Source organism: Streptomyces sp. NPDC096176 (genome assembly GCF_044763255.1).
Classification (GTDB): Bacteria; Actinomycetota; Actinomycetes; order Streptomycetales; family Streptomycetaceae; genus Streptomyces.
This window is the reverse complement of record NZ_JBIWFV010000001.1, coordinates 1,062,241-1,086,452: the sequence shown is the minus strand read 5'-3', so window position 1 is coordinate 1,086,452 and position 24,212 is coordinate 1,062,241. Positions and strand designations below refer to the sequence as shown.

Sequence of the window (24,212 nt, the reverse complement as noted above, 5' to 3'; positions counted from 1 at the left end):
GGCCGGACGCCCGCACGTCGTCATGCCGTCACTGATGTCGTCATGCCGTCACTGATTCGGATCAGCAGCCGCCGCAGTTGTAGTACGTCACGTCCCAGTGGTTGCCCTCGTCCGCGTAGATGTTGCCGGAGCCGGACTTCCACTGGGGCGCGCCGTCTCCACGGACGCCGATGTAGGTGAAGGTGTTCTTGATGTAGTTGCCGACGCACGTGTACTTGGAGTAGTCGAGTTTGTAGCCGTTCCAGTGCGAGTACGTGCCGCCCGCATGGCCGGTCTCGGTGCCACCGGTGATGTTGAGGGCACAGCCGCTGGCGCTTCTGAGGGTCTGGGCTCCCTTCGCCGTGGCGAGGTTGAGCTGCTCGAAGGACGTACAGGTCGGGTTGTTGCGGTTCGAACAGCCCCCTGACGAGGACCAGGTGATCCCTGACGAGCGGAACATCGAGGTCGCCGTGGAGTGGCTGATCTTGGTGGCGGCATGCGCGTCGGTGGCCGTGGTGAGTACGCCGAAACCGGGGGCGAAGAGCGCGCCGGTGACGAGCGCGAGCGCGCTGAGGACCGAGCGGATTTTCATGGGGGATCCCTCCTGCTGGTGACCGCTGTGGACCGTGCTTCCGGTGGGACGGCTGTGCAGGTGGAGCAGACAGATGGTGCCCGAGTTCTACGCGCGTCCGCCAGAGGGCGTACCCGTCTTCCGGATGAAGCTCTGGGTTCACCACCCCGAAGAAGTTGAATATTGTACGGAATAGGCCTACAGTCGACTTCGTTGAAGCTTAAACAACTGCGCAGGGAGCTCCCGGCGCACCGTCCCCAAGGAGCAGTCATGGGCCTCTTCAACCGCCGCACCACCGACGTCGCCGTCCTCGACACCGCCGCCACCACGCCGCAGGTGGACCCGGCACTGACAGCGCTGACCGGCGAATACACCATTGACCCCGCACACAGCAGCATCGGCTTCACCGTCCGGCACGCCATGGTCACCAACGTCCGCGGCACCTTCGGCGAGCACGAGGGCACGCTGTTCCTGGACGGCACGGACCCCTCCCGGTCCACCGCCTCCATCGAGGTCGCCATCGCCTCCGTCGACACGGGTATCGCCGACCGCGACGCCCACCTGCGCAGCGGCGACTTCTTCGACGCCGAGCAGTTCCCGAAGATGACGTTCCGCTCCACCGGCGCCGAGCAGGTGGGCGGCGACAAGTACCGCATCACGGGCGACCTCACGATCAAGGACGTGACCCGTCCGCTCGGCATCGACCTGGAGTTCCAGGGCTCGGCCACCGACGTCTACGGCAGCGAGCGCGTCGGCTTCGAGGGCAGCACCGAGATCCTGCGCTCCGACTGGGGCCTGACCTGGAACGCGGCCCTGGAGGCCGGCGGTGTGATGGTCAGCGACAAGGTGAAGCTGACCTTCGACATCTCCGCGATCAAGGCCGCCTGACCCACTGCGCCGGAGCGCAGCACGAGCGCGCCCGCCCCTGCCCCCTCGGCACGGGCGGGCGCTCGGACGTGCTCCCGCGTCTCCGCTCTGCGGCCCACTTCGCGTTTCCGGGACAGCACCCGTTTCGTCGGGTCGGCGTGAACTCCAACCGAGGCACGGGGACAAGGTCATGGCCCCGGGCGCTTCGGCGCACTTCCGGACCACGGCGAGTTCTGGGACTGACGGCGAGTTCGGGGGCCGGGCGACTGCCGGAGCGACGGCGCCCGCCCCTGCCGTGCTTGCGGCAGGCGGGCGGACGCCGGAGGGCGATACGGCCGGGGGCGGGTCAGAGGCCTCCGGTGTTGAGCAGACGGTTGGGCGAGCCGGCGCTGATGCCGGTCACCACGTCCTTGGTGGACTGCTCCACGAGCCACCCCGCGACCTCGTCCGCGCTCGCCGTCGGGTGCTTCGACGTGTAGAGCGCGGCGACTCCGGCGACGTGTGGTGACGCCATGGAGGTGCCGGTCAGCGCGACGCTGCCTCCGCCCATCCTCGCGGAGACGATGTCCGCCCCGGGGGCGTAGATCGCAAGGCAGGTGCCGTAGTTGGAAAAGTAGGTCTCCTGGTCGGCGGCAGTGGTCGCCCCGACGGTGACCCCGCGTTCCGCGGATGCGGGCGAGACATTGCAGGCGTTCCGCGCTTCGTTGCCCGCCGCGACGACGGGCAGGACACCGCTGTCCGAGAGCGCGTCGGAAGCGTTGTTCACAGCGGTCGACCTGTCGCTGCCGAGAGAGGCGTTGAGCACGGCGGGCTGTTCGGCGTTCGCAGCCACCCAGTCCATGCCGGCGATGATCCCCGACAGGGCGCCCCTGCCCTCGCAGTTGAGCACCCGGACGCTGACCAGTGAGGCCTTGCGCGCCACACCGTAGGCGGCGCCCCCGACGGTGCCCGCGACATGGGTTCCGTGGCCGTGGCAGTCCTGGCCGCGCCTGCCGTCGCCGATCGCGTCGTAGCCGAAGACGGCCCGGCCGCCGAACTCGGAGTGGCCGTAGTCGATCCCGGTGTCGAGGACGTACACGTCGACGCCCTGTCCGCTGCCGGCCGCGGTGAAGTCGGAGTCGAGCGGCAGCTCGCGCTGGTCGATCCGGTCGAGTCCCCACGACCGCGCCGGCGCCAGGGAGGGCGCGGGGACCAGCGCCGAGACGGTGGCGTCCTCCTCGACGGCGGTGACGCCGGGCATCAGCCGGACCTGCTTCAACTGGTCGGCCGTGAGGTCGGCGGCGAATCCGCGCAGCACCGACGTGTAGGTGAACAGCGCCCTGACACCGACCTCGCTGGTCATCTCGGTCGAGTCGGCACTCTCCGCGAGGGTCACGATGTAGCGGCCGGGCACGGCGTTCGCCGCGCGGTGCAGCGGGGCGAGCTCGGGGACGGGGACGGACTGCGCGCTCGCGGTCAGCGGTCCGGCCGTCGCCAGCAGGGTGGTGACGGCGAGGGCGGCGAAGGCTTTGAGCCTGGTTCTGTTGCGCATGCGCACGAGACAAGCACGCTGCGTATGGGAATCCTACTCTGGGTAGCAGTTGCGGGTCGCGCCCCCACGGTTGCCGTACATGCCGTGCCCGGGTAAGTGGTCAGAAGCCTCCGCCGCTGTCGAAACCACCGCCGCCGAAGCCGCCGCCACCGCCCCAGTCACTGCCTCCGAAGTCGGACGAGTCGAAGTCGCCGCCCGAGTACTCGCCGCCGCCGTAGTCCCCGCCGCCGTAGTCACCCGCGTACGCGGGTGTGGCGAGCATGTTGCCGAGCAGCGTGCCCACCAGCAGACCTGGCAGCAGACCGCCGCCGAAGTAGCCGCCGGCCCAGGGGCCGTAGGCGGGGCCGGCCTCCCAGTAGGGGCGGCGTCCGTAGCCCGTGTCGACGGTGCGGGCCATCGGGTCCTGGCCGTCCTCGACGCGCGCCGCGTCGGCCGCGCACGCGGGGACGTCGCGCGCGGCACCGCCCGCGGGAGCCCAGGAGATGTCCTTGACCGAAAGGCCGTGGCGGGGATCGAAGAAGCAGGGTGCACGGCGCTCGGGGATGGGCCGGCCCTCGCGCCGGGCGGCCAGCACGGCGAGCGCGAACCGCCCCTCGTCCAAGGCCTCGGTGACCCCGCGGACGTCGCCCGGGTGCCGCGCGGCGCCCATGCGGGACTTCGCCGTGTCGTACGAGTCGAGGGCGCGCTCGTACTCGGCGCGCATGGCGTCGTCCGCGCCCTGCTCCGAGGGGTGGAAGTCCAGCCGGTCGAGTTCCTCGCCGAAGGCGGTGATGTCCTCGTCGACGACGACGCGGAGCTTCTCGAGTGCGGCCCGCTCCTCCTCCGCCTTGCGGCGGCGCTTGTTGCGGAGCAGGGCGTAGGCGCCCGCACCGCCGGCCGCGAGGACGCCGCCGAGGACGATCAGCGATCCCGCACCGGCGCCCTCGTCACCGCCCGAACCGGGATCCCAGGAGGCCGGAGCGCTGCCGCCGACCTGGGGCAGCGCCTGGTCGACGAAGTTGTCGAGCTGGGTGGCCGCGTCGACGGACCCACCGCCCTTCACCGCGTTGGTGAGGTTCTCGACGGCCCGGTTGGACATCACGGACGCGTCGGCCCCGGCGTCGAAGCCGTCACCGAGCCGGACACCGTACAGGCCGGTGACGCCGGTCTCTGCACGCAGATTGCGCAGCAGGTCGTCGGGCGGGAACTCCGCGGTCGCGGGCAGGACCGCCACGAAGACGGGCTTGTCGGCTTCCTCGATCTGCGTGGCGAGCGAGGCGGCCTCGGACTGCGAGAGCTGGCCGGTCATGGCCGGGTGGACGTACACCGGACCCTGTTTCAGGGCGGCGGCGACGTCGGACAGCCCCGAGGCCTTGGCAGCCGCGCCGGAGGCCGGCACCAGGGCCAGGAGCAGCAACAGGGTCAGCCCCGCGAGGGCCGACACAAGAGCGAACGGCCGTGTCCTCATGCCTTGAAACTACCCGAACAGCCGCAAACAAGACATAGGTGCGGGCCGGCGGTCTGTCACCGCCGGCCCGCACGAGTCGGCGGCGGTGCGGGCCGGCGGTCTGTCACCGCCGGCCCGCACGAGTCGGCGGCGCACCCGCCCTGCCGGATGCCACCGCCGAGGTGTGGGTCAGCCCGCCCGGTAGGCGGCGATCAGCTTGGTGACCGCGCCCGACGGGTTGCCGGTGAGCAGCAGGTGGTCGGCCTCCGCGAACGGCTTCGCAGCGGCCTCTGTGATGTCCGAGCCGATCTTCTGCTGGACGATCAGCCGTGCCTTGCCCACCAGTTCCCTGGCCTGCGGGGACGTGCCGTGGCCGGTGGCCTGGAGGACCTTGGCGGCGACCGTGAGCGCCTTGAGCGTCGGCTCGCCGCCGCCCGGCGTCCCGGTGAGGGTGGTCAGGCCCCAGCCGTACGGGAACTGGGGGTCGTACGACGCGTCGCCGACGTTGATCGGCAGCTGCGCCTCCGACGCGGGCCAGGTCACCGGAAGCTGCCCGGTGAAGGGGCGCTTGCCGTACAGGACGTCGGCGACACCGTCGCCCTCCGTGCCGGGCAGCCAGGACGCGACGAGCGCGTCGATGCCGGCGAGCCGGTCTCCGACGAGCTGCGGGCGGCCGGAGACGACCAGGACGGCGCACTTCATCGCGGCGCAGACCGTGTCGACAGCGGCCTTGTCCGCGGCGGTCAGCTCCAGGTCGTTGCCGTTGCCGACGTCGCCGAAGCCCTCCGCGTACGGGGTCTCGCCGACGACGACCACGCCGACGTCGTAGCCGTCTGTGCCGGCGGAGGCGTCCTTCGAGTAGTCGATCGTGGCGTCGGGGGCGGCCTTCTTCATTCCCGCGAGGATCGTGGTGCCGGTGGTGATGTCGCCGGAGGAGCCCTGCCAGCTGATGGTCCAGCCGCCGGCCTGATTGCCGAGGTCGTCGGCGTTCGACCCGGCGACGTAGACCTTCTGGGACTTCTTCAGCGGCAGCACCGCACTGTCGTTCTTCAGCAGCACCTGGGACTTGGCGACGGCTTCGCGGGCCACGGCGCGGTGTTCGGCGGAGCCGACGTCGTCGAGGTTGGTGGTGTCCGCGTAGGGCTGCTCGAAGAGGCCGAGCCTGAACTTCTGGGTCAGGATCCGGGAGACGGCGTCGTCGACACGGGCCTCGCTGACGCGGCCGGCCGTGACCTCGTCCTTCAGCGTCTTCGTGAAGTCCTGGTAGTTGGTCGGAACCATGATCATGTCGAGGCCGGCGTTGACGGATGTGCGCACGTCGCTCGGGTAGTCGCCGGGGATCTGGTCGATGGCCTGCCAGTCGCTGATCACGAAGCCCTCGAAGCCCATGCGGTCCTTGAGGACGCCGTTGATCATCTCGGCGTTCGCGTGCATCTTCACCGGGCCCGCGTCGTCGCCCACGATCTCCAGCGAGGAGTACGAGGGCATGACCGTGCCGGTACCGCGCTTCACCGCCTCCGCGAACGGCGCGAGATGCACTGCCTCCAGCTCCTGCCGTGTGACCTTGGTGACGCCCTGGTCGATCGTGTAGGAGCCGGTCGTCGAGGAGCCGAACCCGGTTCCGCCGTCGCCGACGAAGTGCTTGGCGCTGGTGAGGACCTTGTCGTTGCGGTCGAGGTCCTTGCCGTTGCGCGCGCCCTGCATCCCGTTGATCACGGTCTCCATCGCGGTGACCAGCGCCGGGTCCTCGCCGAACGCCTCGTACGAGCGGCCCCAGCGCTCGTCGCGGGTGACGCACAGGCAAGGAGCGAAGTCCCACGGAATCCCGGTGGCGCGCACCTCCTTCGCGGTGACCGCGCCGGTCCTCTCGGCGATCTTCGGGTCACGGCCGGCGCCGATGCCGATGTTGTGCGGCATGATCGTCGAGCCGATGACGTTGTTGTGGCCGTGCACCGCGTCCACGCCGTAGATCAGTGGGATCTGGAACCGGGTGGCCTGGGCGCGCAACTGGTACGCGTCGACCATCCTCGCCCATGCCTCGGGCGCGTTCGGAGTGGGTACGGAGCCGCCGCCGGAGAGCAGCGAGCCGAGGTCGTAGGAGGCGATGTCGCCCTGCGACTTGAGGGCGTTGCGTTCGGCCTGGGTCATCTGTCCGGCCTTCTCCGCGAGGGACATGCGGGAGAGCAGGTCGGCGACGCGCTTCTTCACCGGGAGGCGGGCGTCGAGGTACGGCAGGCCATGGGCGTTCACGACGACCTGCGGTGTCTCGGCCGGTGCCTTGGCGCCGGTGACGGTGAGCTTCAGCGGTACGGTCTCGGCGGACTCGGCCGAGCCGTCCTTCCTGGTGGCGACCGCGACCGTGCGGGATGCGCCGGAGGCGGTGCCGGCCGGGAAGGTGACGGATCCGGTGACGGGCTCGTAGTCCTTGCCGGACGCGGCGGTGCCGCCTTCCGTGGTGTAGTCGACGGTGACCGCCTCGTCGGTGGGGACCGACCCCGTGGTGGCGACGGAGACCTTCACGTGGGCGGTGCCGCCCTCGTCGACCGGGTACACGGCGGCATCGGTGACGACCTTGGCCTTCAGGGCCGGGTCGGCCTTCCCGTACAGCTCCATGCCGTCCATGGCGAAGGAGCCCGGGGCTCCGGTGGGCAGGGTGAGCGCCCAGCCCCACATCTCGTTCAGGCCGAGGACCTGGTCGATGCCGCCGACGGGCTGGTAGTCGGCGCGGTAGACGAAGTCCGAGAACGGGATCTCGACGAGGTGCCAGCCTTCCCAGTCGTCGGTGAACGATGTGGTCCACAGCTCCGACGCCTCGCCGTTGGCGCCGCCGTCCTTGATCTCGAAGTTGATGCGCTTGCCCGAACCGGGCGGCAGCGGGGCGGTGTTCTGGCCGTACCACCAGAAGCGGATGCCCTTGGACGCGGTCCAGTCGTGGGCGGGCTTGTCGAACGCGAAGTCGTGGCTGACGCCGCCCCAGCCGCTGATGTCGTAGGTGCCCTCGATGGCCTTCGCGCCCTCGGGGGCGTCGGCGCGCTCCTTGACGGCCAACTGAGGCTGATCGTCGGCGTCGCTGCCCCAGGTGAAGATGCCTTCGGCGGGCGGGCCCGCGAAGGGGATCTCGCCTTCGAACCGGTCGACGGGCACGGGCGCGGGCTCGTCGGCGGCGGCTGCGCTCGGCAGCGCCCCGGCGAGGAGCGAGCCGAGCACGGCGGTGGCAGCGATCACCGCCGTGCAGGTTCTGGTTCCAAGGCGTGGTCGTGGCATGACGGCTCCTTCGACAGGACGGGGGTGTGCGGGGCGCAGGGTGCAGGAGGTGGCCGGCCGGGTGGGTCGGAAGGCGTGGCCGGCGGGGCGGAGCGCGAAGGGGCGGGTGGTGGGGCGGCCCTGCCGGGTCAGGGCGTGGAGCCCCGGACGACGAGTTCGGTGGGCAGCACCACCGGCTCGTCCGGGATCACCTCGCCGGAGAGCCGGGCCAGCAGCAGCCGCGCTGCGGCCTCGCCCATCTCGCGCATGGGCTGGCGGACCGTGGTCAGCGGAGGCTCGGTCTGCCGGGCCATGGGGATGTCGTCGAAGCCGACGACGGCGACGTCGTCGGGCACCCGTCGGCCGGCGCCACGCAGGGCACGCAACACGCCCGCGGCGATGAGGTCGTTGTGCGCGAACACGCAGTCGAAAGGCTCGCCGTCCGCGAGTGCCCGTTCGACGGTCTGCCGACCGAACGCCTCGGTGAACTGGCCCTCCATGACAAGGTCGGTGGGCAGGACGTCGAGGAATCCCGCCAGCCGCTCCTGTACGCAGCCGAAGACGACGGGGCCGGTCGCGAGGAGTGGCCGGCGGCGGCCCGCCGCGAGCAGATGGCGGGCGGCCGACGCGCCGCCCTCCCGGTTCGTGGTGACCACGGAGGGGAATTCGGGGTGGTGCCCGCGATCGTCGATGAGGACGACGGGCAGGCCGCGGCGATGCATGGCGGTGATCGTGTCGAGGGTGTTCTCCGGCTCGATGACCAGCAGCCCGTCGAACGCCCGCGCGGAGACCTGGCTGGTGAAGTGGTCGACGGACTCGGCGCCGCGGTTGCAGGTGAACAGCAGCAGGCCGTAGCCCGCCGCCTCGACGGTGTCCGCGACGCCCTGGAGCACCTCGCCCATCCACGGCCAGGTGAGCGGAGGCGTCAGCATGGCCACGGTGCGGCTTCGGCCACGGGCCAGGCCGACCGCTCCCGAGCTGGGCACATAGCCGAGCACACCGATCACTTCACGAACGCGGGCTGCGGTGGTGGCGTCCACATCGGCCTTGGTGTTCAGGACACGGGACACAGTGGTCTTGCTGACCCCCGCCTCACGTGCGACATCGGCGATGGTGACACGCATGGGATGGCCTCCGCGTCGAGGTCTGGTACCGGTACCGGAACCGCTGCCGGAACCGGTTCCGGCGACGGTGCGGTGAGTCAACAGGCGGGCCGCTCCGCCGTCAAGACTTCACGTCGAAATCCATCGAAGTCCAAGTTCCGGGCCATAGCGAGGACTTGTGCGTTCAGGTTCTGAATGTGCAAGGCCTTGACGGCGGTTCACAACGGCAGTTCACTTCCGCCTCGACCCCCACACCTCTGCCGAGAAGGGCCACAGCCCATGGCACGACAACGACCGATGAGGACACTGCGCCTCCTGCTCGCCGGCGCGCTCGCCACCACCGGACTCACCGGCCTCTCCGCCGGCACCGCACAGGCCGCCGGGGAACAGGTGAACATCTGGCTCACCACCACCGACGACAGCGGCGGCCGCCATGTCACCCGCGGGCTGCAGCAGCAGACCCCGGTCAACTTCCAGGCGGGCAACGGCGGTGGCGGCACCGCCGTCACCGTCGACGAGAACACCCGCTACCAGACCTTCACCGGCGGCGGAGCGTCGTTCACCGACACCGCCGCCTGGCTGATGAAGGGCAGCGGGGCGCTGTCACAGGCCACGCGGCAGCTGCGGAGCTGAGCACGCGGCCGGACGGGCGGCGCGGCCGGTGGAACCGGGCCGCGCCGCTCCGTCCTGTGCACGCCAGGAGAGCCGGGGTGCGCCGCTGACGCCCTGCGGCGGCTACTCCGTCGGCTCGACGCCCGCGCGCAGCAGGCCGTACGTGTACGCGTCCTCCAGTGCCTGCCAGGACGCGGCGATGATGTTGTCCGCGACGCCGACGGTCGCCCATTCGCCGGTGCCGTCGCCGGTCGTGATCAGTACGCGGGTCGTCGACCCCGTGCCGTGGCGGCCTTCGAGGATGCGGACCTTGTAGTCGATCAGCTCCAGCTTGGCGAGCTGCGGGTAGATCTTTTCCAGGCCCACCCGCATCGCCCGGTCCAGTGCGTTGACCGGGCCGTTGCCCTCGGCCGTGGCGACGATGCGCTCGCCCTTCGCCCACAGCTTCACCGTGGCCTCATTGGCGTGCGTGCCGTCCGGGCGGTCCTCGACGATCGCGCGCCACGACTCCGTGCGGTAGTAGCGGCGGGCCCTGCCCTCCGCCTCCGCGCGCAGCAGCAGCTCGAAGGAGGCGTCGGCGGCCTCGTAGGTGTAGCCCTGGAGCTCGCGCTCCTTGACCCGCTCGACGACCCGGCCGACCAGCTCGCGGTCGTCGCCGAGATCGATGCCGAGCTCCTTGCCCTTGAGCTCGATCGAGGCGCGCCCGGCCATGTCGGAGACGAGCATCCGCATGGTGTTGCCGACCAGCTCGGGGTCGATGTGCTGGTAGAGGTCCGGGTCGACCTTGATGGCGGAGGCGTGCAGTCCGGCCTTGTGGGCGAAGGCGGAGACACCCACATAGGGCTGGTGGGTGGAGGGCGTGAGGTTGACGACCTCCGCGATGGCGTGCGAGACACGGGTCATGTCCGCGAGGGCGCCCTCGGGCAGGACCTTCTTGCCGTACTTGAGCTCGAGCGCGGCCACGACCGGGAACAGGTTGGCGTTGCCGACGCGCTCGCCGTAGCCGTTGGCCGTGCACTGCACGTGAGTGGCGCCGGCGTCGACGGCGGCCAGGGTGTTCGCGACGGCGCAGCCGGTGTCGTCCTGGGCGTGGATGCCGAGCCGCGCGCCGGTGTCGGCGATCACGGTCCCGACGACGGCCTGGACCTGGGCGGGCAGCATCCCGCCGTTGGTGTCGCAGAGGATGACGACGTCCGCGCCGGCCTCGTACGCGGTGCGGACAACGGACTTGGCGTACTCGGGGTTGGCGCGGTAGCCGTCGAAGAAGTGCTCGCAGTCCACGAAGACCCGGCGGCCCTGCTCACACAGGTGGGAGACGGTGTCCCGGACCATCTCCAGGTTCTCCTCCAGGGTCGTGCGCAGGGCGAGCTCGACATGCCGGTCGTGCGACTTGGCAACCAGCGTGACCACGGGCGCACCCGAATCGAGAAGCGCCTTGACCTGGGGGTCCTCGCTCGCCTTGGCACCCGCGCGGCGGGTCGCGCCGAACGCGACGAGCTGGGCGTGCCGGAAGGTGATCTCCTGCTGGGCGCGGGCGAAGAACTCGGTGTCGCGCGGGTTCGCACCCGGCCAGCCGCCCTCGATGAAGCCCACGCCGAACTCGTCAAGGTGCCGGGCGATGGTCAGCTTGTCCGCGACCGTGAGGTTGATGCCCTCGCGCTGGGCGCCGTCGCGCAGCGTCGTGTCGAAGACATGGAAGGCGTCGTCGACACGGAAGCCGTCCGTGTCCTTGGCCTTGGTGGTCATGGCTGTCTTGACTCCTGTCGGATGAGTGGCTCCGGAAGTTCTGGCTCCACTTGCCCCCATCTTCGCGCGCGGTCCGCCTCCGGCCACGGGTGAGGCCGTAAAACGAAAAAACCCCTCGCGGGTGCGAGAGGTCTGCGCGCGGGTCTGGGGCACGGTGCCGCCTGCCGCGGGATTGCTGTCCACGGGTTCAGCGGTCACTGCGGACCGGCGCGCTGCTGCCGATAATCATGGCGAACGAGAGCACGGGGGCAGTTTGCCACAGGGTGGGTGGGGCGTGGACGCGTGTCTCACGATGCGGGCGGGTCTGCTGCGGGGGCTCTTCCCCCACCCCGCCCCTTCCCGAACCGGGGCAGGCCCCGGACCCCGGCGCCGGCCTTGTCGGGCTTCCGCCCCGAATCCCGCGCCCCCGGGGGTTCCTGGCCCCTGGCAACGGCGCCGGTCTCGTTTCGGGGGCTCCGCCCCCAACCCCGCGCCTCAATCGCCGGCGGGGCTCAAAATGACCTCGAACGAGGTCGGGGGGCGGAGGTTGCCCCGCTCATCAGGGCTCGAACGCCGGCCGGAGCTCACGATGCCACCGGCGACCCGAACGCCGACGGAAGAAGAGGTGCCCCGCTCATCGGGGCTCAAGCGGGGGCGGGGGCTCAAGTAGTCACCGGCTGGGGGGTGGAGGGGGCAGCAGGGCTTCGGACACGAACTCGCGGACGTGTGCCAGTACCTGGGTGCGGCTCGTGCCCGGTATGCCCACGGCGACGTGGACGCTGAAGCCGTCCAACAGGGCCCGGAGTCTCGCCGCGACGCGATCGGGGTCGACGGGGCGGAATTCGCCGCGGGAGATGCCCTCGGCGAGCAGCGCGACCAGGTCGCGGTGCCAGGCGCCCTCGATCGCGGCCTGGCGGGCGCGGGCGTCGGCCTCCGCGTTCTGCGAGCGGTTCCAGACCTCGAGCCAGAGCGTCCAGTGCGGGTCGCGCGGCCCTTCGGGCACGTACAGGTCGACGTACGCGTCGAGCCGCTCCCGTACCGTCGCCTGTCGGGACAGCAGCGCGCTGCGCTCCGCGCCCAGGCGGCCCTCGCTCCACTCCAGGGTCTGCAGGAGCAGCTCGTCCTTCGTGCGGAAGTAGTAGAGGAGATGGCCGCTGCTCATCCCGACCTCGCGGCCGAGCCCGGCCATGGTGAGCCCGTCGAGCCCGCGCTCGGCGATGGTGGCCATGGCGGCGGCGAGGAGCGCCTCGCGCGGCGGTGCGACGTTGCGGCGGCGGGCGGCTGGGGTCATACGGCGGCTGCCGGAAGCGAGGCGTTCACCCGTACGTTCTACCCGATCGTGCTCGGTCGTCGTCGGCGAAGGTCCGCCCCCGCCACACCGCTGTCAGATCTTCGGCTGCTGCTGGGTGATGCAGTGGATGCCGCCGCCGCCCGCGAAGATCGCCCGCGCGTCCACCAGCGTCACCGTCCGCTCCGGGAGGAGCCGGCGGAAGATGCCCGCCGCGATCTCGTCGCGGGGGTCGTCGAAGGCGCACAGGACCACGCCGCCGTTGCAGATGTAGTGGTTGATGTACGAGTAGTCGACCCACTCTCCGTCCTCGTCGACGAGGACGGTCGGGGCCGGGACCTCGACGACCTCCAGGCGGCGGCCTCTGGCGTCCGTCTGGGCCGCGAGCAGGGCCACGTTGGCCTTGGAGAGTTCGTGGTCGGGGTGGGACGGGTCGGGCTGGGTGTGGACGACGACGACTCCCGGGCGGGCGAAGGCCGCGACGATGTCGACGTGGCCCCGGGTGCCGTACATGCCGTAGTCGCCGGTCAGTCCGCGCGGCAGCCAGATCGCCTTCTGGGTGCCGAGCCGGGCGTGGATCTCGGCCTCGACCTCGGCGCGGGTCCATCCGGGGTTGCGCTCCGGGCCGAGTTGGACCGTGTCCGTGAGCAGGACGGTGCCTTCGCCGTCGACATGGATCGCGCCGCCCTCGTTGACGAGGGGGGACGGGTGGACGGGGACGCCCGCGAGGTCGGCGACGTGACGGGCGATCTTGGCGTCGTGCTCCCAGCGCGCCCAGTCGGCGGCGCCCCAGCCGTTGAACACCCAGTCTACGGCGGCCAGTTGGGAACCGTCGCTGACGAAGGTGGGGCCGATGTCGCGCATCCACGCATCGTCCAGGTCCCGCTCGACGACGTCGATGTCCAGGCCGAGGAGTTCGCAGGCGGAGGGTACCTGTCCGGGGCCGGCGACGACGGTCACCGGCTCGAAGCGGCGTACCGCGCGGGCCACGGAGGCCCAGGCGGCCCGCGCCTCCGCCAGTTCCGCTTCGTTCGTGAACGTGGGGTTGGGGCCGGGCCAGGCCATCCAGGTGCGTTCGTGGGGGGCCCATTCGGCCGGCATGCGGAAGGTCACGGGAATCCTCGGTTGCTGGGAGGTGCAGGCTGTGTGGTCTAGAGGAAGTAGAGGCGGTTCAGGGAGATGGACTCGGCCGGCTGCGAGCGCAGCGGATCACCGTCGAGCGTGACCAGGCCCGTGGCGCCGTCCACCGACACGTCTCCGATACGGGAGTTGAGCAGCAGGTCGCCGGGGCCGATGCCTCGTGTGCCGCGCACCGCGACCCTGCGCCGGCGTGTGGGCATCAGGTCGGATCCGAGGTCCACGGCGGCCTGGGCCACGAACGCGACGGAGATGTCGGCCGGTGTCGCCCCGTAGGCGCCGAACTGCGGGCCGAGCACCAGTGGTTCGCAGGTGTCGGTCGCCGCGTTCGGGTCGCCGACGACTCCGTAGGCGGGGAAGCCGGACTTCAGAACCAGTTGGGGTTTCGCGCCGAAGAACTCCGGTCGCCACAGCACGATGTCGGCCATCTTGCCGACCTCGATGGAGCCGATCTCGTGGGCGAGGCCGTGGGCGATGGCGGGGTTGATGGTCAGCTTGGCCACGTAGCGCAGGACGCGTGCGTTGTCGTCGTGCGCGCCGTCGCCGTCCATGGGGCCGAGTTCGGCCTTCATCTTCCCGGCCATGGCGAAGGTGCGGCGCACGGTCTCCCCTGCACGCCCCATGCCCTGTGCGTCGGACGAGGTGATGCCGATCGCGCCGAGGTCGTGCAGTACGTCCTCCGCGCCCATCGTTCCGGCACGGATGCGGTCGCGGGCCATGGCGGCGTCGCCGGGCAGGTCGGTCTTGAGGTCGTGGACGGAGACGATCATGCCGTAGTGCTCGGCGACGGCGTCCCGGCCGAAGGGCAGGGTGGGGTTGGTGGACGAGCCGATGACGTTCGGCACGCCCGCCATCTTGAGGACGTTCGGCACGTGTCCGCCGCCGCAGCCCTCAATGTGGAAGGCGTGGATCGTGCGGCCGTCGAGGACGCGCAGGGTGTCCTCGACGGAGAGGCATTCGTTCAGACCGTCGCTGTGCAGCGCGACCTGCACGTCGTGCTCCTCCGCGACCCGCAGCGCGGTGTCGAGGGCCCGGGTGTGCGCGCCCATGTCCTCGTGGACCTTGAAGCCGGACGCGCCGCCCTTGGCCAGCGCCTCCACCAGCGGGGCGTCGTCGGAGGACGAGCCGCGCGCGAGGAAGCCGATGTTGACGGGCCAGGCGTCGAAGGCGTTGAAGGCGTGCTTCAGCGCCCAGGGCGAGTTGACGCCGACGCCCCACACGGGGCCGAACTCCTGGCCGATGACGGTGGTGACACCGGAGGCGAGTGACGCCTCCATGATCCGCGGGGAGAGCAGGTGGACGTGTGTGTCGACGGCGCCCGCCGTGGCGATCAGGCCCTCGCCGGAAACGATGGACGTGCCGGTGCCGACGACGACGTCGACGCCGTCGAGGGTGTCCGGGTTGCCGGCCCGGCCGATGGCGTAAATGCGTCCCTCGCGGATGCCGATGGACACCTTGCGGATGCCCTGCACGGCGTCGATCACCAGAACGTTGCTGATCACGACGTCGCAGGTCTCGCGCACCGCGGCGGCCTTCAGGTGCAGGCCGTCGCGGGCGGTCTTGCCGAAGCCGGCGAGGAACTCGTCGCCGGGCTTCTGGGCGTCGGACTCGACGCGGACGACGAGCCCGGAGTCGCCCAGGACGACCCGGTCCCCGGCGCGGGGGCCGTGCACGGATGCGTACTCGTACGGGTCCATCAGATCTCCTCCGCTCCGAGGTAGCCGCAGGCCGCGGCCCGCTTGAGTGCTTCTTCCTTGGCGCCCGGCGCGTCGAGCGGACCGTCGACCAGGCCGGCGAATCCGATGGCGATCCGGTCGCCGCCGATCGGTACGAGGCCGATCTCCGCCTCGACGCCCTGGTCGAAGCGGACGGAGGAACCGGCCGGGACGGCGAGCCGCATGCCGTATGCGGCGGCACGGTCGAAATGAAGCCGCGGGTTGGCCTCGAAGAAGTGGAAGTGGGAGGTGACGCTGACGGGCACGGTCGCCGTGTTGCGCACCAGGAGCCGCAGGGCGGGCGCCGCCTCCTCGTGAGCGGGGGCGGGCAGCAGGGCGCCCGGGGCGCGCTCCTCCAGTCCCCCGCCGCCGATCGGGTCGGAGACGACGGCGAGGCGGGACCCGTCGTCGAAGACGGCCTCCACATGCACCTCGGTCACGACGTCCGCGACGCCCGGGAGGACGTCGTCGGGGCCGAGCACCGAGCGGGCCGCGTCGATGGCCTCCGCCAGTCTGCGGCCGTCGCGGGCCGCCTCGCAGACGGTGTCCGCTATGAGCGCGGTCGCCTCGGGGACATTGAGCCGCAGGCCGCGGGCCCTGCGCGCCCGCGCCAGCTCGGCGGCGCCGAAGAGCAGCAGCCTGTCGCGCTCGGTCGGGGTCAGTCGCACGTCCACACCTCCAAGTTCGAGCACCACTCTAACCATGTCCGCGGATTGAACGAAAGCATTGACTTCAAGCAAGGCATAGCTCACATTGAGCACCATTCAATTAGAGCGTCACTCAAACAGCGAGCTCGAGGGGCAGCCCATGCCGGTGGAACAGCACGGAGTCGACACCATCCCCGAGGCGGAGCGCACCAGCACTCCGCGCGATCTCATGTCCATCCTGCTGGGGTCGAACCTCTGTCTGGGGGTGATCGTCTTCGGCTGGCTCCCCGTCTCCTTCGGACTGGGCCTGTGGCCCGCCGTCACCTCCGTGGTCGCCGGCACGATCGTCGGCGTGGTCGTCACCGCTCCACTGGCCCTCGTCTCACTGCGGACCGCGACGAACCTGTCGACCTCCAGCGGCGCGGCCTTCGGCGTGCGCGGCCGGCTCGTCGGCTCCGTCGTCGGGCTGCTGCTCTCGCTCGGCTACACGGCTCTGACCCTGTGGATCGGCGGCGACGTGATGCTCGGGACCCTGGCCCGGATCGCCGGTGTGCCCACCGGAGGTGTCGCACACACCGTCGTGTACGCGCTGCTCGCCGCATGCACGGTGGTCGGCGCGGTGTACGGCTATCGGCTGCTGCTGCGGCTGAGCAGGATCCTCGCGGTCGGCATGACGGCGCTGCTGCTCCTCGGCCTGCTGGCCTATGCGCCCGCGATGACCACCGCGGCCCCGCCGGACACCCCGTACCTGCTCGGCTCGTTCTGGCCGACCTGGCTGCTGTCCGCCGTCGCCGCCGGGCTCAGCGGGCCGATCGCGTTCATCACCCTGCTCGGCGACTACACCCGCTACATCTCGCCCGAACGGCACAGCCCGCGCAAGGTCCTGCGGGCCACCTGCCTGGGGCTCACGGCAGGACTGCTCGTTCCGCAGCTGTTCGGTACGTACACGGCGCTGGCCGCCCGCGCCGGGCTGGACTACGCGGGGCCGCTGGTCGCCGCATCCCCCGCCTGGTACGTGATCCCGCTGCTGGTCGCCGCCGCCGCCGGCTCGGTCGGCAACGCCGGTCTGATGCTGTACTCCATGGGCCTGGACCTGGACGCGATCCTGCCGAAGGCGACGCGCACCCGGGCCACGCTCGTCGTCGCGGCCCTCGCCACCGCGTTCGTCTTCGTGGGCCACTTCGTGTGGGACGCCCAGTCGGCGATGACGTCGTTCGTGCTGCTGCTCACCGCGGTCGGCACGCCCTGGGCGGTGATCACACTGATGGCGCACGTCCGCTGCGGCGGCGCGTACGACGCGGAGGCGCTGCAGGTCTACAACCGCCGTGCGCGTGGCGGGATCTACTGGTTCCGCGCCGGCTGGAATCCGCGCGCCACGGCGTCCTGGGCGCTGGGCGCCGCCGTGGGTCTGGCGGCCGTCTCCACCCCGCTCTACGAGGGCCCGCTGCTCGTCCTCACCGGCGGGGTGGACTGCAGCTTCGTCCTGTCCGGCCTGGTGGGCGGCGTCATGTACGCGGCACTGAGCACGCTCGCGACCGAGGCCCGGCAGCCTGCGTTGCAGGGCGCCGGGCCTCAGTAGCGGGCGGTGGGCGGCAGGACGTCAGCCGAGCTGGTGCATCCAGCCGTGGACGTCCTCGCCGGCGCCGGTCTGAATGTCGAGGAGCGCCTTGCGCAGGTTCATGGTGACCTCGCCCGGCTGACCGCCGGACTGTGTCCACTCGCCGCGCGCCGACTTCACCAGGCCGACGGGCGTGATGACCGCGGCGGTGCCGCAGGCGAAGACCTCCTTGAGCGTGCCGTTCTCGGTGTCGGCCTGCCACTGGTCGATGGAGACCCGGCCCTCCTCCGACTCGTAGCCGAGGTCCTTGGCCAGGGTGAGAAGCGAGTCTCGCGTGATGCCTGCGAGCAACGAACCGGTGAGCTCGGGCGTGACGATCTTGAATCCGTCGCCGGAGCCGTTCTCGTAGACGAAGTACAGGTTCATGCCGCCCAGTTCCTCGACCCACTTGTGCTCGACCGCGTCGAGGTAGGCGACCTGGGCGCAGCCCTTCTGCGCTGCCTCGGCCTGCGCGAGAAGGGACGCGGCGTAGTTGCCGCCGGTCTTGGCGTCGCCCATGCCGCCGGGGACGGCGCGGACGCGGTCCTCCGAGAGCCAGATGGAGACGGGCTTGACGCCCTCGGGGAAGTACGCGCCGGCCGGGGAGGCGATGACGATGAAGAGGTACTCGTTGGCCGGCTTCACACCCAGGCCGACCTCGGTCGCGATCATGAACGGGCGGAGGTAGAGGGACTCCTCGCCGCCGTGGGGCGGAACCCAAGCCGCGTCCTGCTGGACCAGGGCGTCGCAGGCGGCGATGAACGTGTCCACCGGCAGTTCGGGCATGGCGAGGCGACGCGCGGACCGCTGGAACCGCTCCGCGTTGGCCTCGGGGCGGAACGTGGCGACGGAGCCGTCGGGGCGGCGGTAGGCCTTGAGGCCCTCGAAGATCTCCTGCGCGTAGTGCAGGGTCATGTTCGCCGGGTCGAGGGACAGCGGTCCGTACGGGACGAGCTCACCGTCGTGCCACCCACGCCCCTCCGTCCACTTGATCGTCACCATGTGGTCGGTGAAGTGGCGGCCGAATCCCGGGTTGGCCAGGATCCCCTCGCGCTCCGCGTCGGACAGCGGGTGCGAAGAGGGCTTGAGCTCGATCGTGGGCGTCGTCATGAGTGCAGTGTCCTTCACCGGTTGTTGTGACGGACCGCGCTCACGCCGATTGCTTGGACGTCCGAGCATCGCCGTGCACACGGTCCACGTTCGATTATCGCCCGTGGAGGATCGTGCGGGGAACGGCGTGGGTGCGGCCCAGGATGATGGTCGCACCCGGGGGCCGCACAGGAAAAGCCGCCGGGCGCGGTGGAGATGCGACCCGGCGGCTTCTGGGAGTGTCCGGGGGACGCCCCCGGAAGTGGTGTCCGGCGGGTCAGCTCGCTACTCGTACCGCGAGCGCGTCGCCGATCTCGTCCGTGGTGCGCGTCGTGCCCGGCTCGCGTTCCGCGAGGTCGGCGGCGACCGCCTCCTCGATGCGGACGGCCTCGGCCTCGTGGCCGAGGTGGCGCAGCAGGAGGGCGACCGACAGGATCGTGGCGGTCGGGTCGGCCTTGCCCTGGCCGGCGATGTCGGGAGCCGAGCCGTGGACGGGCTCGAACATCGACGGGAAATCACCCGTCGGGTTGATGTTGCCGGAGGCGGCCAGGCCGATGCCGCCGGTCACGGCGGCGGCGAGGTCGGTGAGGATGTCGCCGAAGAGGTTGTCGGTGACGATGACGTCGAAGCGCTCCGGCTGGGTGACGAAGAAGATCGTCGCGGCGTCGACGTGCAGATAGTCGGTGGTGACCTCGGGGTACTCCTTGCCGACCCTGTCGAAGATGTTCTTCCACATGTGGCCGGCGTAGACGAGGACGTTGTTCTTGTGGACGAGCGTCAGCTTCTTGCGGGGGCGGGAGTTGGCCCGCTCGTAGGCGTCGCGCACGACGCGCTCCACGCCGTAGGCGGTGTTCAGGCTGACCTCGGTGGCCACTTCGGCGGGCGTGCCGGTGCGCAGGGAGCCGCCGTTTCCGGTGTACGGGCCTTCGGTGCCCTCACGGACGACGACGAAGTCGATGTCCGGTCGGCCGACCAGCGGAGTGGCCGTATTGGGGAACAGCTTCGACGGACGCAGGTTGACGTAGTGGTCGAAGGCGAACCGCAGCTTCAGCAGCAGACCGCGCTCCAGCACGCCGGACGGCACCGACGGGTCGCCGATGGCGCCGAGGAGGATCGCGTCGTGGTTCTTGAGGGAGTCGAGCTCCGCGTCGGGGAGAGTCTCTCCGGTGCGGTGCCAGCGCTGGGCGCCGAGGTCGTACTCCTTGGTCTCCAGCTTCACATCCTGGGGCAGGACCGCGGCAAGGACCTTCAGGCCCTGCGCCACGACCTCCTGGCCGATGCCGTCACCGGGGACTACTGCGAGATTGATGCTGCGAGACATGTCGGCACCCTACTCCCCGTCCCATTCAATGACACACAAGGTCCACCATATGGACGGGGGGAAGCAATGCGGATCAGTGACCGGTGGAGCCGCCGTTGTCCCGGCGGTCGAGGGCGCGCTGGAGGGCGGCGGCGGCGTTCTTGCGGTCGGACTCGCTGGTGCGGGAGGCGTGACGGACTCGGCGGGCGGTCGCAGCGGACATGATGATCGACTCCTTGAGATCGGAAGAGATTTCGAGGCGCCGGAAGGGGCGGGGAGCGATGCCGCAGGGGTTGCCTGCACGGGGCACGGGCTCACGACCGCCATTCGCTGGATCGAGCGAGACGTTCGGCTCCTACAAAGCTAGGTCAGCTCGGCCGCTCTGTCTCCACAATTACTCGGACTTCCTACTATCTGAGACGCGATCTTCGCGTGAAGGATCGCCAGACCATCTGGATTGCTTTCCCACCTAGGTGGTAGTGACATGGCGAGCGCGGGGCCGGCCGCCGCCCTCGACGCGCCGCCCGCGTACGGTCACCAAGTCCTGCGGGGACACCGCTCAGGGCCGCCGGGAGGGGTTCAGAGAACGTCCCCGTCGCGCCAGTCGAAGGCCAGCGGGCCGGCGGCGGGTTCGGGGAGCGGCGCGCCGGCGGCGGGGCGGAGCCAGGTGGAGTCCTCCTCCTCCGGAAGGCGGACGGTGCCCTGCGGGGCCATGGCCTCGATACGGCCCCGCCACAACTGCCACCCTCTGACGCGGTACAGCCCGGCGCCGTCGTCCGACGCGGACAGCGCGCCGAGGTCGTACGCCCCGTCGATCACCGTCTCCAGCGCCTGCATCACCCGCCCGCCCAGACCCTGGCGGCGGCGGTCGGCCCGGACCGCAACCGCCTCGACGTATCCGACGCGGTATGACCGGCCCGTGTGCAGCACCCGCCGCATGATGACGCTGCCGTGGGCTGCCACACCCCGGCCGTCGCGGACGAAGGCATGCACGCCGCCGAGGGCGTGGGCCCAGTCCTCGTCGCCGAAATCGCCGCAGAACGCCTCGTGCAGCATGGTCCGGATCCCTGCGAGACCGGACTCGGAGAGCTGGTGGGTGTGGGCCGTGCGCAGCGCGTCGGTCACCTGATCGGTCATGCGGTCACTGTGTCAGGCCGCGCCGGCACCGGGTACCGGGTTGCTCCTAGGGCCGGTACCCGGTGACGGAAAACCGTTCCGGCGCAGGTGGTTCGGCGAGCGTGGTCAGATCCTGCCGCCCGTGAGACGGGACAGCGGGCCGCGCTGCCGCAGGCCGGAGCGGCGGCCGAGCGCGTACGAGCCGGCCACCGCGGTGACGACACCCGTCCCCGCTCCGGCGACAACGGCCTTACGGGCCTTGACGATGCTCCAGACGACGCCCGCCGCTCCTGCCGTGGCGCCTGCGGCGGCGACGGCCGTGCGCTGGACCGTCCGTGCCGCGGACGCTGCCTTCTCGGTGGCCGCGCCGCCGAAACCCTGTGCCGCTTCGGCGGTTTCGCTCGCCGTTTCCTTGGCGGAGCGCTGCGCTCGCGCCGTGCTTGTACGTGCCTGCGTCGTCTTCTTCTTGGTCTCGGTCATGGTCTTCGGGTATCCGCCCCGGGAGCGCGCAAACTGACCGGCTGTCACGATGCCTTGGGCGGCGGCCGCTGTTTCAACGAACTGTTTCGCCCAACTGCCCACGGGCACCTGCGTACCGGAGGTGGCCCATGAACGCACGCACGGTGACGGTACGCGGCCGGGCGAACGCCCGGCGGGCGGCGAACGGTTCGGTCGTGGACACGGCCGCACGCTGGGGATTCGTCGCACGCGGGGTGATCTATCTGCTCGTCGGCGTCCTCGCACTGCACATCGCGTTCGGCGGCGGAGGCCGCCAGGCGGACCGGGGCGGAGCGCTCGCCGAGCTGGCCGGGCAGCCCTTCGGCGCGGTGCTGTTGTGGGCGCTGGGTGCCGGCCTGGTCGGCATGGCACTGTGGCGGCTGTCGGAGGCGCTGTTCGGTGCCTCAGGCCCCGACGGACACAAGACGGGCAAGCGGCTGCTGTCCGGGGGGCGTTGCCTCTTCTACGGCTTCGTCGCCTACTCCGTTCTCGCGTTCGCCGCCGGTGACCGCGGCAGCGGCGGCGGATCCAGCGACCAGCAGTCCCGGGACGTCACGGCGAGGGCACTGGAGGCGCCGGGCGGCCAGTGGATCGTGGGCCTGGCGGGCGTCGGCATAGCCGTCGCCGGTACATGGGTGGCCGTGCGGGCCGCACTGCGCAAGTACCGCAAGCATCTGAAGCGGAGCGGCATGTCGCACCGGGCCCGGCGGTTCGTCGACGTGACCGGCGTCGGTGGCGGTGTGGCGCGCGGCGCGCTGTTCGCGGCGATCGGCGTGTTCGTGGTGCGCGCGGCGATCGAGTACGAACCGGATCAGGCGAAGGGCTTTGACGACACGCTGCGCTCGTTCGCCGACACGCCGGCGGGGCCGTGGCTGCTGGTGCTCGTGGCCGCGGGACTGGTGCTGTTCGGGGTCTTCTCGTTCGCGATGGCGCGCTGGCGCCGGGTCTGAACAGCGGGCTCCGGCCGGAGCCGGGTCTGAACAGTGGGCTCCGGCCGGAGCCGGGTCCGAGCGGCGTGCTGCCCGGCCGGCGCCGGGTCGGTCCCGAGCGGCGGGGGCATGGAAACCGCCCCCGTTCCGGCGTGGGGGCCGGGACGGGGGCGGAGACGTGGGGGCTGCCCGAGGGGCCGGGGGGTCAGCCCATGTGCGGGTACGTGTAGTCCGTCGGCGGGACCAGCGTCTCCTTGATCGCACGGGTCAGCGTCCAGCGCATCAGGTTCTGCGGGGCGCCGGCCTTGTCGTTGGTGCCGGAGGCACGGCCGCCGCCGAAGGGCTGCTGGCCGACGACGGCGCCGGTCGACTTGTCGTTGATGTAGAAGTTGCCCGCGGCGTAGCGGAGCTTCTCCATCGCGTGGGCCGCGGCGGCCCGGTCACCGGCGATGATCGAACCGGTCAGCGCGTACGCCGACACCGACTCCATCTGCTCCAGCATCTCCTCGTACTTGTCGTCCTCGTAGACGTGAACGGCGAGGATGGGGCCGAAGTACTCGGTCGTGAAGACCTCGTTCTCGGCGTCGGAGCACTCGATGACCGTCGGGCGGACGAAGTAGCCGACGGAGTCGTCGTAGGTGCCGCCCGCGATGACCGTGCAGGTCGGGTCCTGCTCGGCCCGGTCGATCGCGGCCTTGTTCTTGGCGAAGGAACGCTCGTCGATCACGGCGCCGATGAAGTTCGTCAGGTCGGTGACGTCACCCATCTTGATGCCGTCGACCTCGGCCGCGAACTCCTCCTTGAAACCGGAGTTCCAGATGGAGGCGGGGACGTACGCGCGCGAGGACGCGGAGCACTTCTGGCCCTGGAACTCGAACGAGCCGCGGGTCAGCGCGGTCTTGAGCACGGCGCGGTCGGCGCTGGGGTGCGCGACGACGAAGTCCTTGCCGCCGGTCTCACCGACGATGCGGGGGTAGGAGCGGTACTTCTCGATGTTGTTGCCGACCGTCTTCCACAGGTGCTGGAAGGTCTTGGTCGAGCCGGTGAAGTGGATGCCGGCGAGCATCGGGTGCTCGAGGGCCACCTCGGAGACGGCGATGCCGTCGCCCGTCACCAGGTTGATGACGCCCTTGGGCAGACCGGCCTCCTCCAGGAGCTGCATCAGCAGCACGGCGGCGTGGGTCTGCGTCGGGGACGGCTTCCAGACCACGACGTTGCCCATCAGCGCGGGCGCGGTCGGCAGGTTGCCGGCGATGGCGGTGAAGTTGAACGGGGTGATCGCGTAGACGAAGCCCTCGAGCGGGCGGTGGTCGAGGCGGTTCCACACGCCCGGCGAGTTGGCCGGGGGCTGCTCGGCGAGCAGGTCACGGGCGTACTTGACGTTGAAGCGCCAGAAGTCGACGAGCTCGCACGGGGTGTCGATCTCGGCCTGCTGGGCGGTCTTCGACTGGCCGAGCATGGTCGAGGCGGCCAGCGTCTCGCGCCAGGGGCCGGCCAGCAGCTCGGCGGCACGCAGGATGATCGCCGCGCGGTCGTCGAAGGACATCGCGCGCCAGGCAGGGGCGGCCTCGAGCGCGGCGTCGATGGCGTCCTGCGCGTCCTGCTGGGTGGCAGCCGCGAAGGTGCCGATGACGGCCTTGTGGTTGTGCGGCTGCACGACGTCGACGCGCTCGCCGCCGCCCATGCGCCGTACCCCGCCGATGGTCATCGGAAGGTCGATCGGGTTCTCGGACAGTTCCTTGAGCTTGGCCTCGAGACGGGCGCGCTCGGGTGAACCGGCGGCGTAGCCGTGCACCGGCTCGTTGACCGGGGCGGGGACCTGGGTGACAGCGTCCATGA

Annotated in this window: 19 protein-coding genes and 1 pseudogene; 4 read left to right on the top strand and 16 right to left on the bottom strand. The window is 70.8% G+C overall.

From position 1 onward, the window contains the following. Window positions 1-61: 61 nt before the first annotated feature. Window positions 62-571, bottom strand: coding sequence for a hypothetical protein (locus ACIQ7Q_RS05115; protein ID WP_403856356.1), 510 nt, complete (start codon window positions 569-571; stop codon window positions 62-64). 249 nt (window positions 572-820) lie between these two features. On the opposite strand from ACIQ7Q_RS05115, the gene ACIQ7Q_RS05110 reads away from it, so the two are divergent. Continuing rightward, the gene (locus tag ACIQ7Q_RS05110) at window positions 821-1,438 is read left to right on the top strand and encodes a YceI family protein (RefSeq protein ID WP_403856354.1); all 618 of its coding nucleotides are present in this window, start codon (window positions 821-823) and stop codon (window positions 1,436-1,438) included. A gap of 325 nt (window positions 1,439-1,763) precedes the next feature. Here ACIQ7Q_RS05110 and ACIQ7Q_RS05105 read toward each other — a convergent pair whose 3' ends face one another. From ACIQ7Q_RS05105 to ACIQ7Q_RS05090, 4 genes are all read right to left on the bottom strand, one after another. Then, the gene (locus ACIQ7Q_RS05105; RefSeq protein WP_403856352.1) at window positions 1,764-2,948 is read right to left on the bottom strand and encodes a S8 family peptidase; all 1,185 of its coding nucleotides are present in this window, start codon (window positions 2,946-2,948) and stop codon (window positions 1,764-1,766) included. A 100-nt stretch (window positions 2,949-3,048) separates the two neighbouring features. Continuing rightward, window positions 3,049-4,395, bottom strand: coding sequence for a hypothetical protein (locus ACIQ7Q_RS05100; RefSeq protein WP_403856350.1), 1,347 nt, complete (start codon window positions 4,393-4,395; stop codon window positions 3,049-3,051). 168 nt (window positions 4,396-4,563) lie between these two features. After that, window positions 4,564-7,638: a glycoside hydrolase family 3 N-terminal domain-containing protein gene (locus ACIQ7Q_RS05095; RefSeq protein ID WP_403856348.1), complete on the bottom strand. Its 3,075-nt coding sequence runs from the start codon at window positions 7,636-7,638 to the stop codon at window positions 4,564-4,566. 128 nt (window positions 7,639-7,766) lie between these two features. Further along, the gene (locus ACIQ7Q_RS05090) at window positions 7,767-8,741 is read right to left on the bottom strand and encodes a LacI family DNA-binding transcriptional regulator (RefSeq protein ID WP_403856346.1); all 975 of its coding nucleotides are present in this window, start codon (window positions 8,739-8,741) and stop codon (window positions 7,767-7,769) included. 258 nt (window positions 8,742-8,999) lie between these two features. Here ACIQ7Q_RS05090 and ACIQ7Q_RS05085 point away from each other — a divergent pair. Then, a pseudogene (locus ACIQ7Q_RS05085) lies at window positions 9,000-9,338 on the top strand (glucosylceramidase); the annotation flags it as partial. Window positions 9,339-9,455: 117 nt separating this feature from the next. Here ACIQ7Q_RS05085 and cimA read toward each other — a convergent pair. The 5 genes from cimA to ureA all read right to left on the bottom strand — a co-directional run bounded on the left by cimA (window position 9,456) and on the right by ureA (window position 15,865). Further along, window positions 9,456-11,078 (bottom strand): citramalate synthase, encoded by a 1,623-nt coding sequence (gene cimA, locus ACIQ7Q_RS05080; RefSeq protein WP_403856344.1) that lies wholly within the window; start codon window positions 11,076-11,078, stop codon window positions 9,456-9,458. 649 nt (window positions 11,079-11,727) lie between these two features. Further along, complete coding sequence (locus ACIQ7Q_RS05075) at window positions 11,728-12,348, bottom strand: TetR/AcrR family transcriptional regulator (protein ID WP_403856342.1); 621 nt, start codon at window positions 12,346-12,348, stop codon at window positions 11,728-11,730. Between the two features lie 93 nt (window positions 12,349-12,441). Continuing rightward, a complete protein-coding gene (locus ACIQ7Q_RS05070; RefSeq protein WP_403856340.1) occupies window positions 12,442-13,458 on the bottom strand; it encodes an agmatine/peptidylarginine deiminase in 1,017 nt (338 codons plus the stop codon). Window positions 13,459-13,496: 38 nt separating this feature from the next. After that, complete coding sequence (locus tag ACIQ7Q_RS05065) at window positions 13,497-15,179, bottom strand: urease subunit alpha (RefSeq protein WP_403856338.1); 1,683 nt, start codon at window positions 15,177-15,179, stop codon at window positions 13,497-13,499. Further along, on the bottom strand, window positions 15,179-15,865 hold the full coding sequence (ureA, locus tag ACIQ7Q_RS05060; RefSeq protein ID WP_403856336.1) for an urease subunit gamma: 687 nt from the start codon (window positions 15,863-15,865) through the stop codon (window positions 15,179-15,181). Before ureA ends, ACIQ7Q_RS05065 begins: the two co-directional genes overlap by 1 nt. 139 nt (window positions 15,866-16,004) lie before the next feature. Here ureA and ACIQ7Q_RS05055 point away from each other — a divergent pair, with 139 nt between their 5' ends. Continuing rightward, on the top strand, window positions 16,005-17,423 hold the full coding sequence (locus ACIQ7Q_RS05055) for a cytosine permease (protein ID WP_403856334.1): 1,419 nt from the start codon (window positions 16,005-16,007) through the stop codon (window positions 17,421-17,423). A 21-nt stretch (window positions 17,424-17,444) separates the two neighbouring features. Here the strand turns inward: ACIQ7Q_RS05055 and ACIQ7Q_RS05050 are convergent, their stop codons facing one another. From ACIQ7Q_RS05050 to ACIQ7Q_RS05030, 5 genes are all read right to left on the bottom strand, one after another. Next, the gene (locus ACIQ7Q_RS05050) at window positions 17,445-18,551 is read right to left on the bottom strand and encodes a branched-chain amino acid aminotransferase (protein ID WP_403856332.1); all 1,107 of its coding nucleotides are present in this window, start codon (window positions 18,549-18,551) and stop codon (window positions 17,445-17,447) included. 256 nt (window positions 18,552-18,807) lie between these two features. After that, the gene (locus tag ACIQ7Q_RS05045; protein ID WP_403856330.1) at window positions 18,808-19,851 is read right to left on the bottom strand and encodes a 3-isopropylmalate dehydrogenase; all 1,044 of its coding nucleotides are present in this window, start codon (window positions 19,849-19,851) and stop codon (window positions 18,808-18,810) included. Window positions 19,852-19,924: 73 nt separating this feature from the next. Beyond that, the gene (locus tag ACIQ7Q_RS05040; protein ID WP_268247338.1) at window positions 19,925-20,053 is read right to left on the bottom strand and encodes a hypothetical protein; all 129 of its coding nucleotides are present in this window, start codon (window positions 20,051-20,053) and stop codon (window positions 19,925-19,927) included. A 356-nt stretch (window positions 20,054-20,409) separates the two neighbouring features. Then, on the bottom strand, window positions 20,410-20,967 hold the full coding sequence (locus tag ACIQ7Q_RS05035; RefSeq protein WP_403856328.1) for a GNAT family N-acetyltransferase: 558 nt from the start codon (window positions 20,965-20,967) through the stop codon (window positions 20,410-20,412). Window positions 20,968-21,072: 105 nt separating this feature from the next. Continuing rightward, complete coding sequence (locus tag ACIQ7Q_RS05030; protein ID WP_403856326.1) at window positions 21,073-21,426, bottom strand: hypothetical protein; 354 nt, start codon at window positions 21,424-21,426, stop codon at window positions 21,073-21,075. Between the two features lie 128 nt (window positions 21,427-21,554). Here ACIQ7Q_RS05030 and ACIQ7Q_RS05025 point away from each other — a divergent pair, with 128 nt between their 5' ends. Continuing rightward, complete coding sequence (locus tag ACIQ7Q_RS05025) at window positions 21,555-22,394, top strand: DUF1206 domain-containing protein (protein ID WP_403856324.1); 840 nt, start codon at window positions 21,555-21,557, stop codon at window positions 22,392-22,394. Window positions 22,395-22,578: 184 nt separating this feature from the next. Here ACIQ7Q_RS05025 and pruA read toward each other — a convergent pair whose 3' ends face one another. Further along, window positions 22,579-24,210, bottom strand: coding sequence for an L-glutamate gamma-semialdehyde dehydrogenase (gene pruA / locus ACIQ7Q_RS05020; RefSeq protein ID WP_403856322.1), 1,632 nt, complete (start codon window positions 24,208-24,210; stop codon window positions 22,579-22,581). Window positions 24,211-24,212 lie beyond the last annotated feature (2 nt).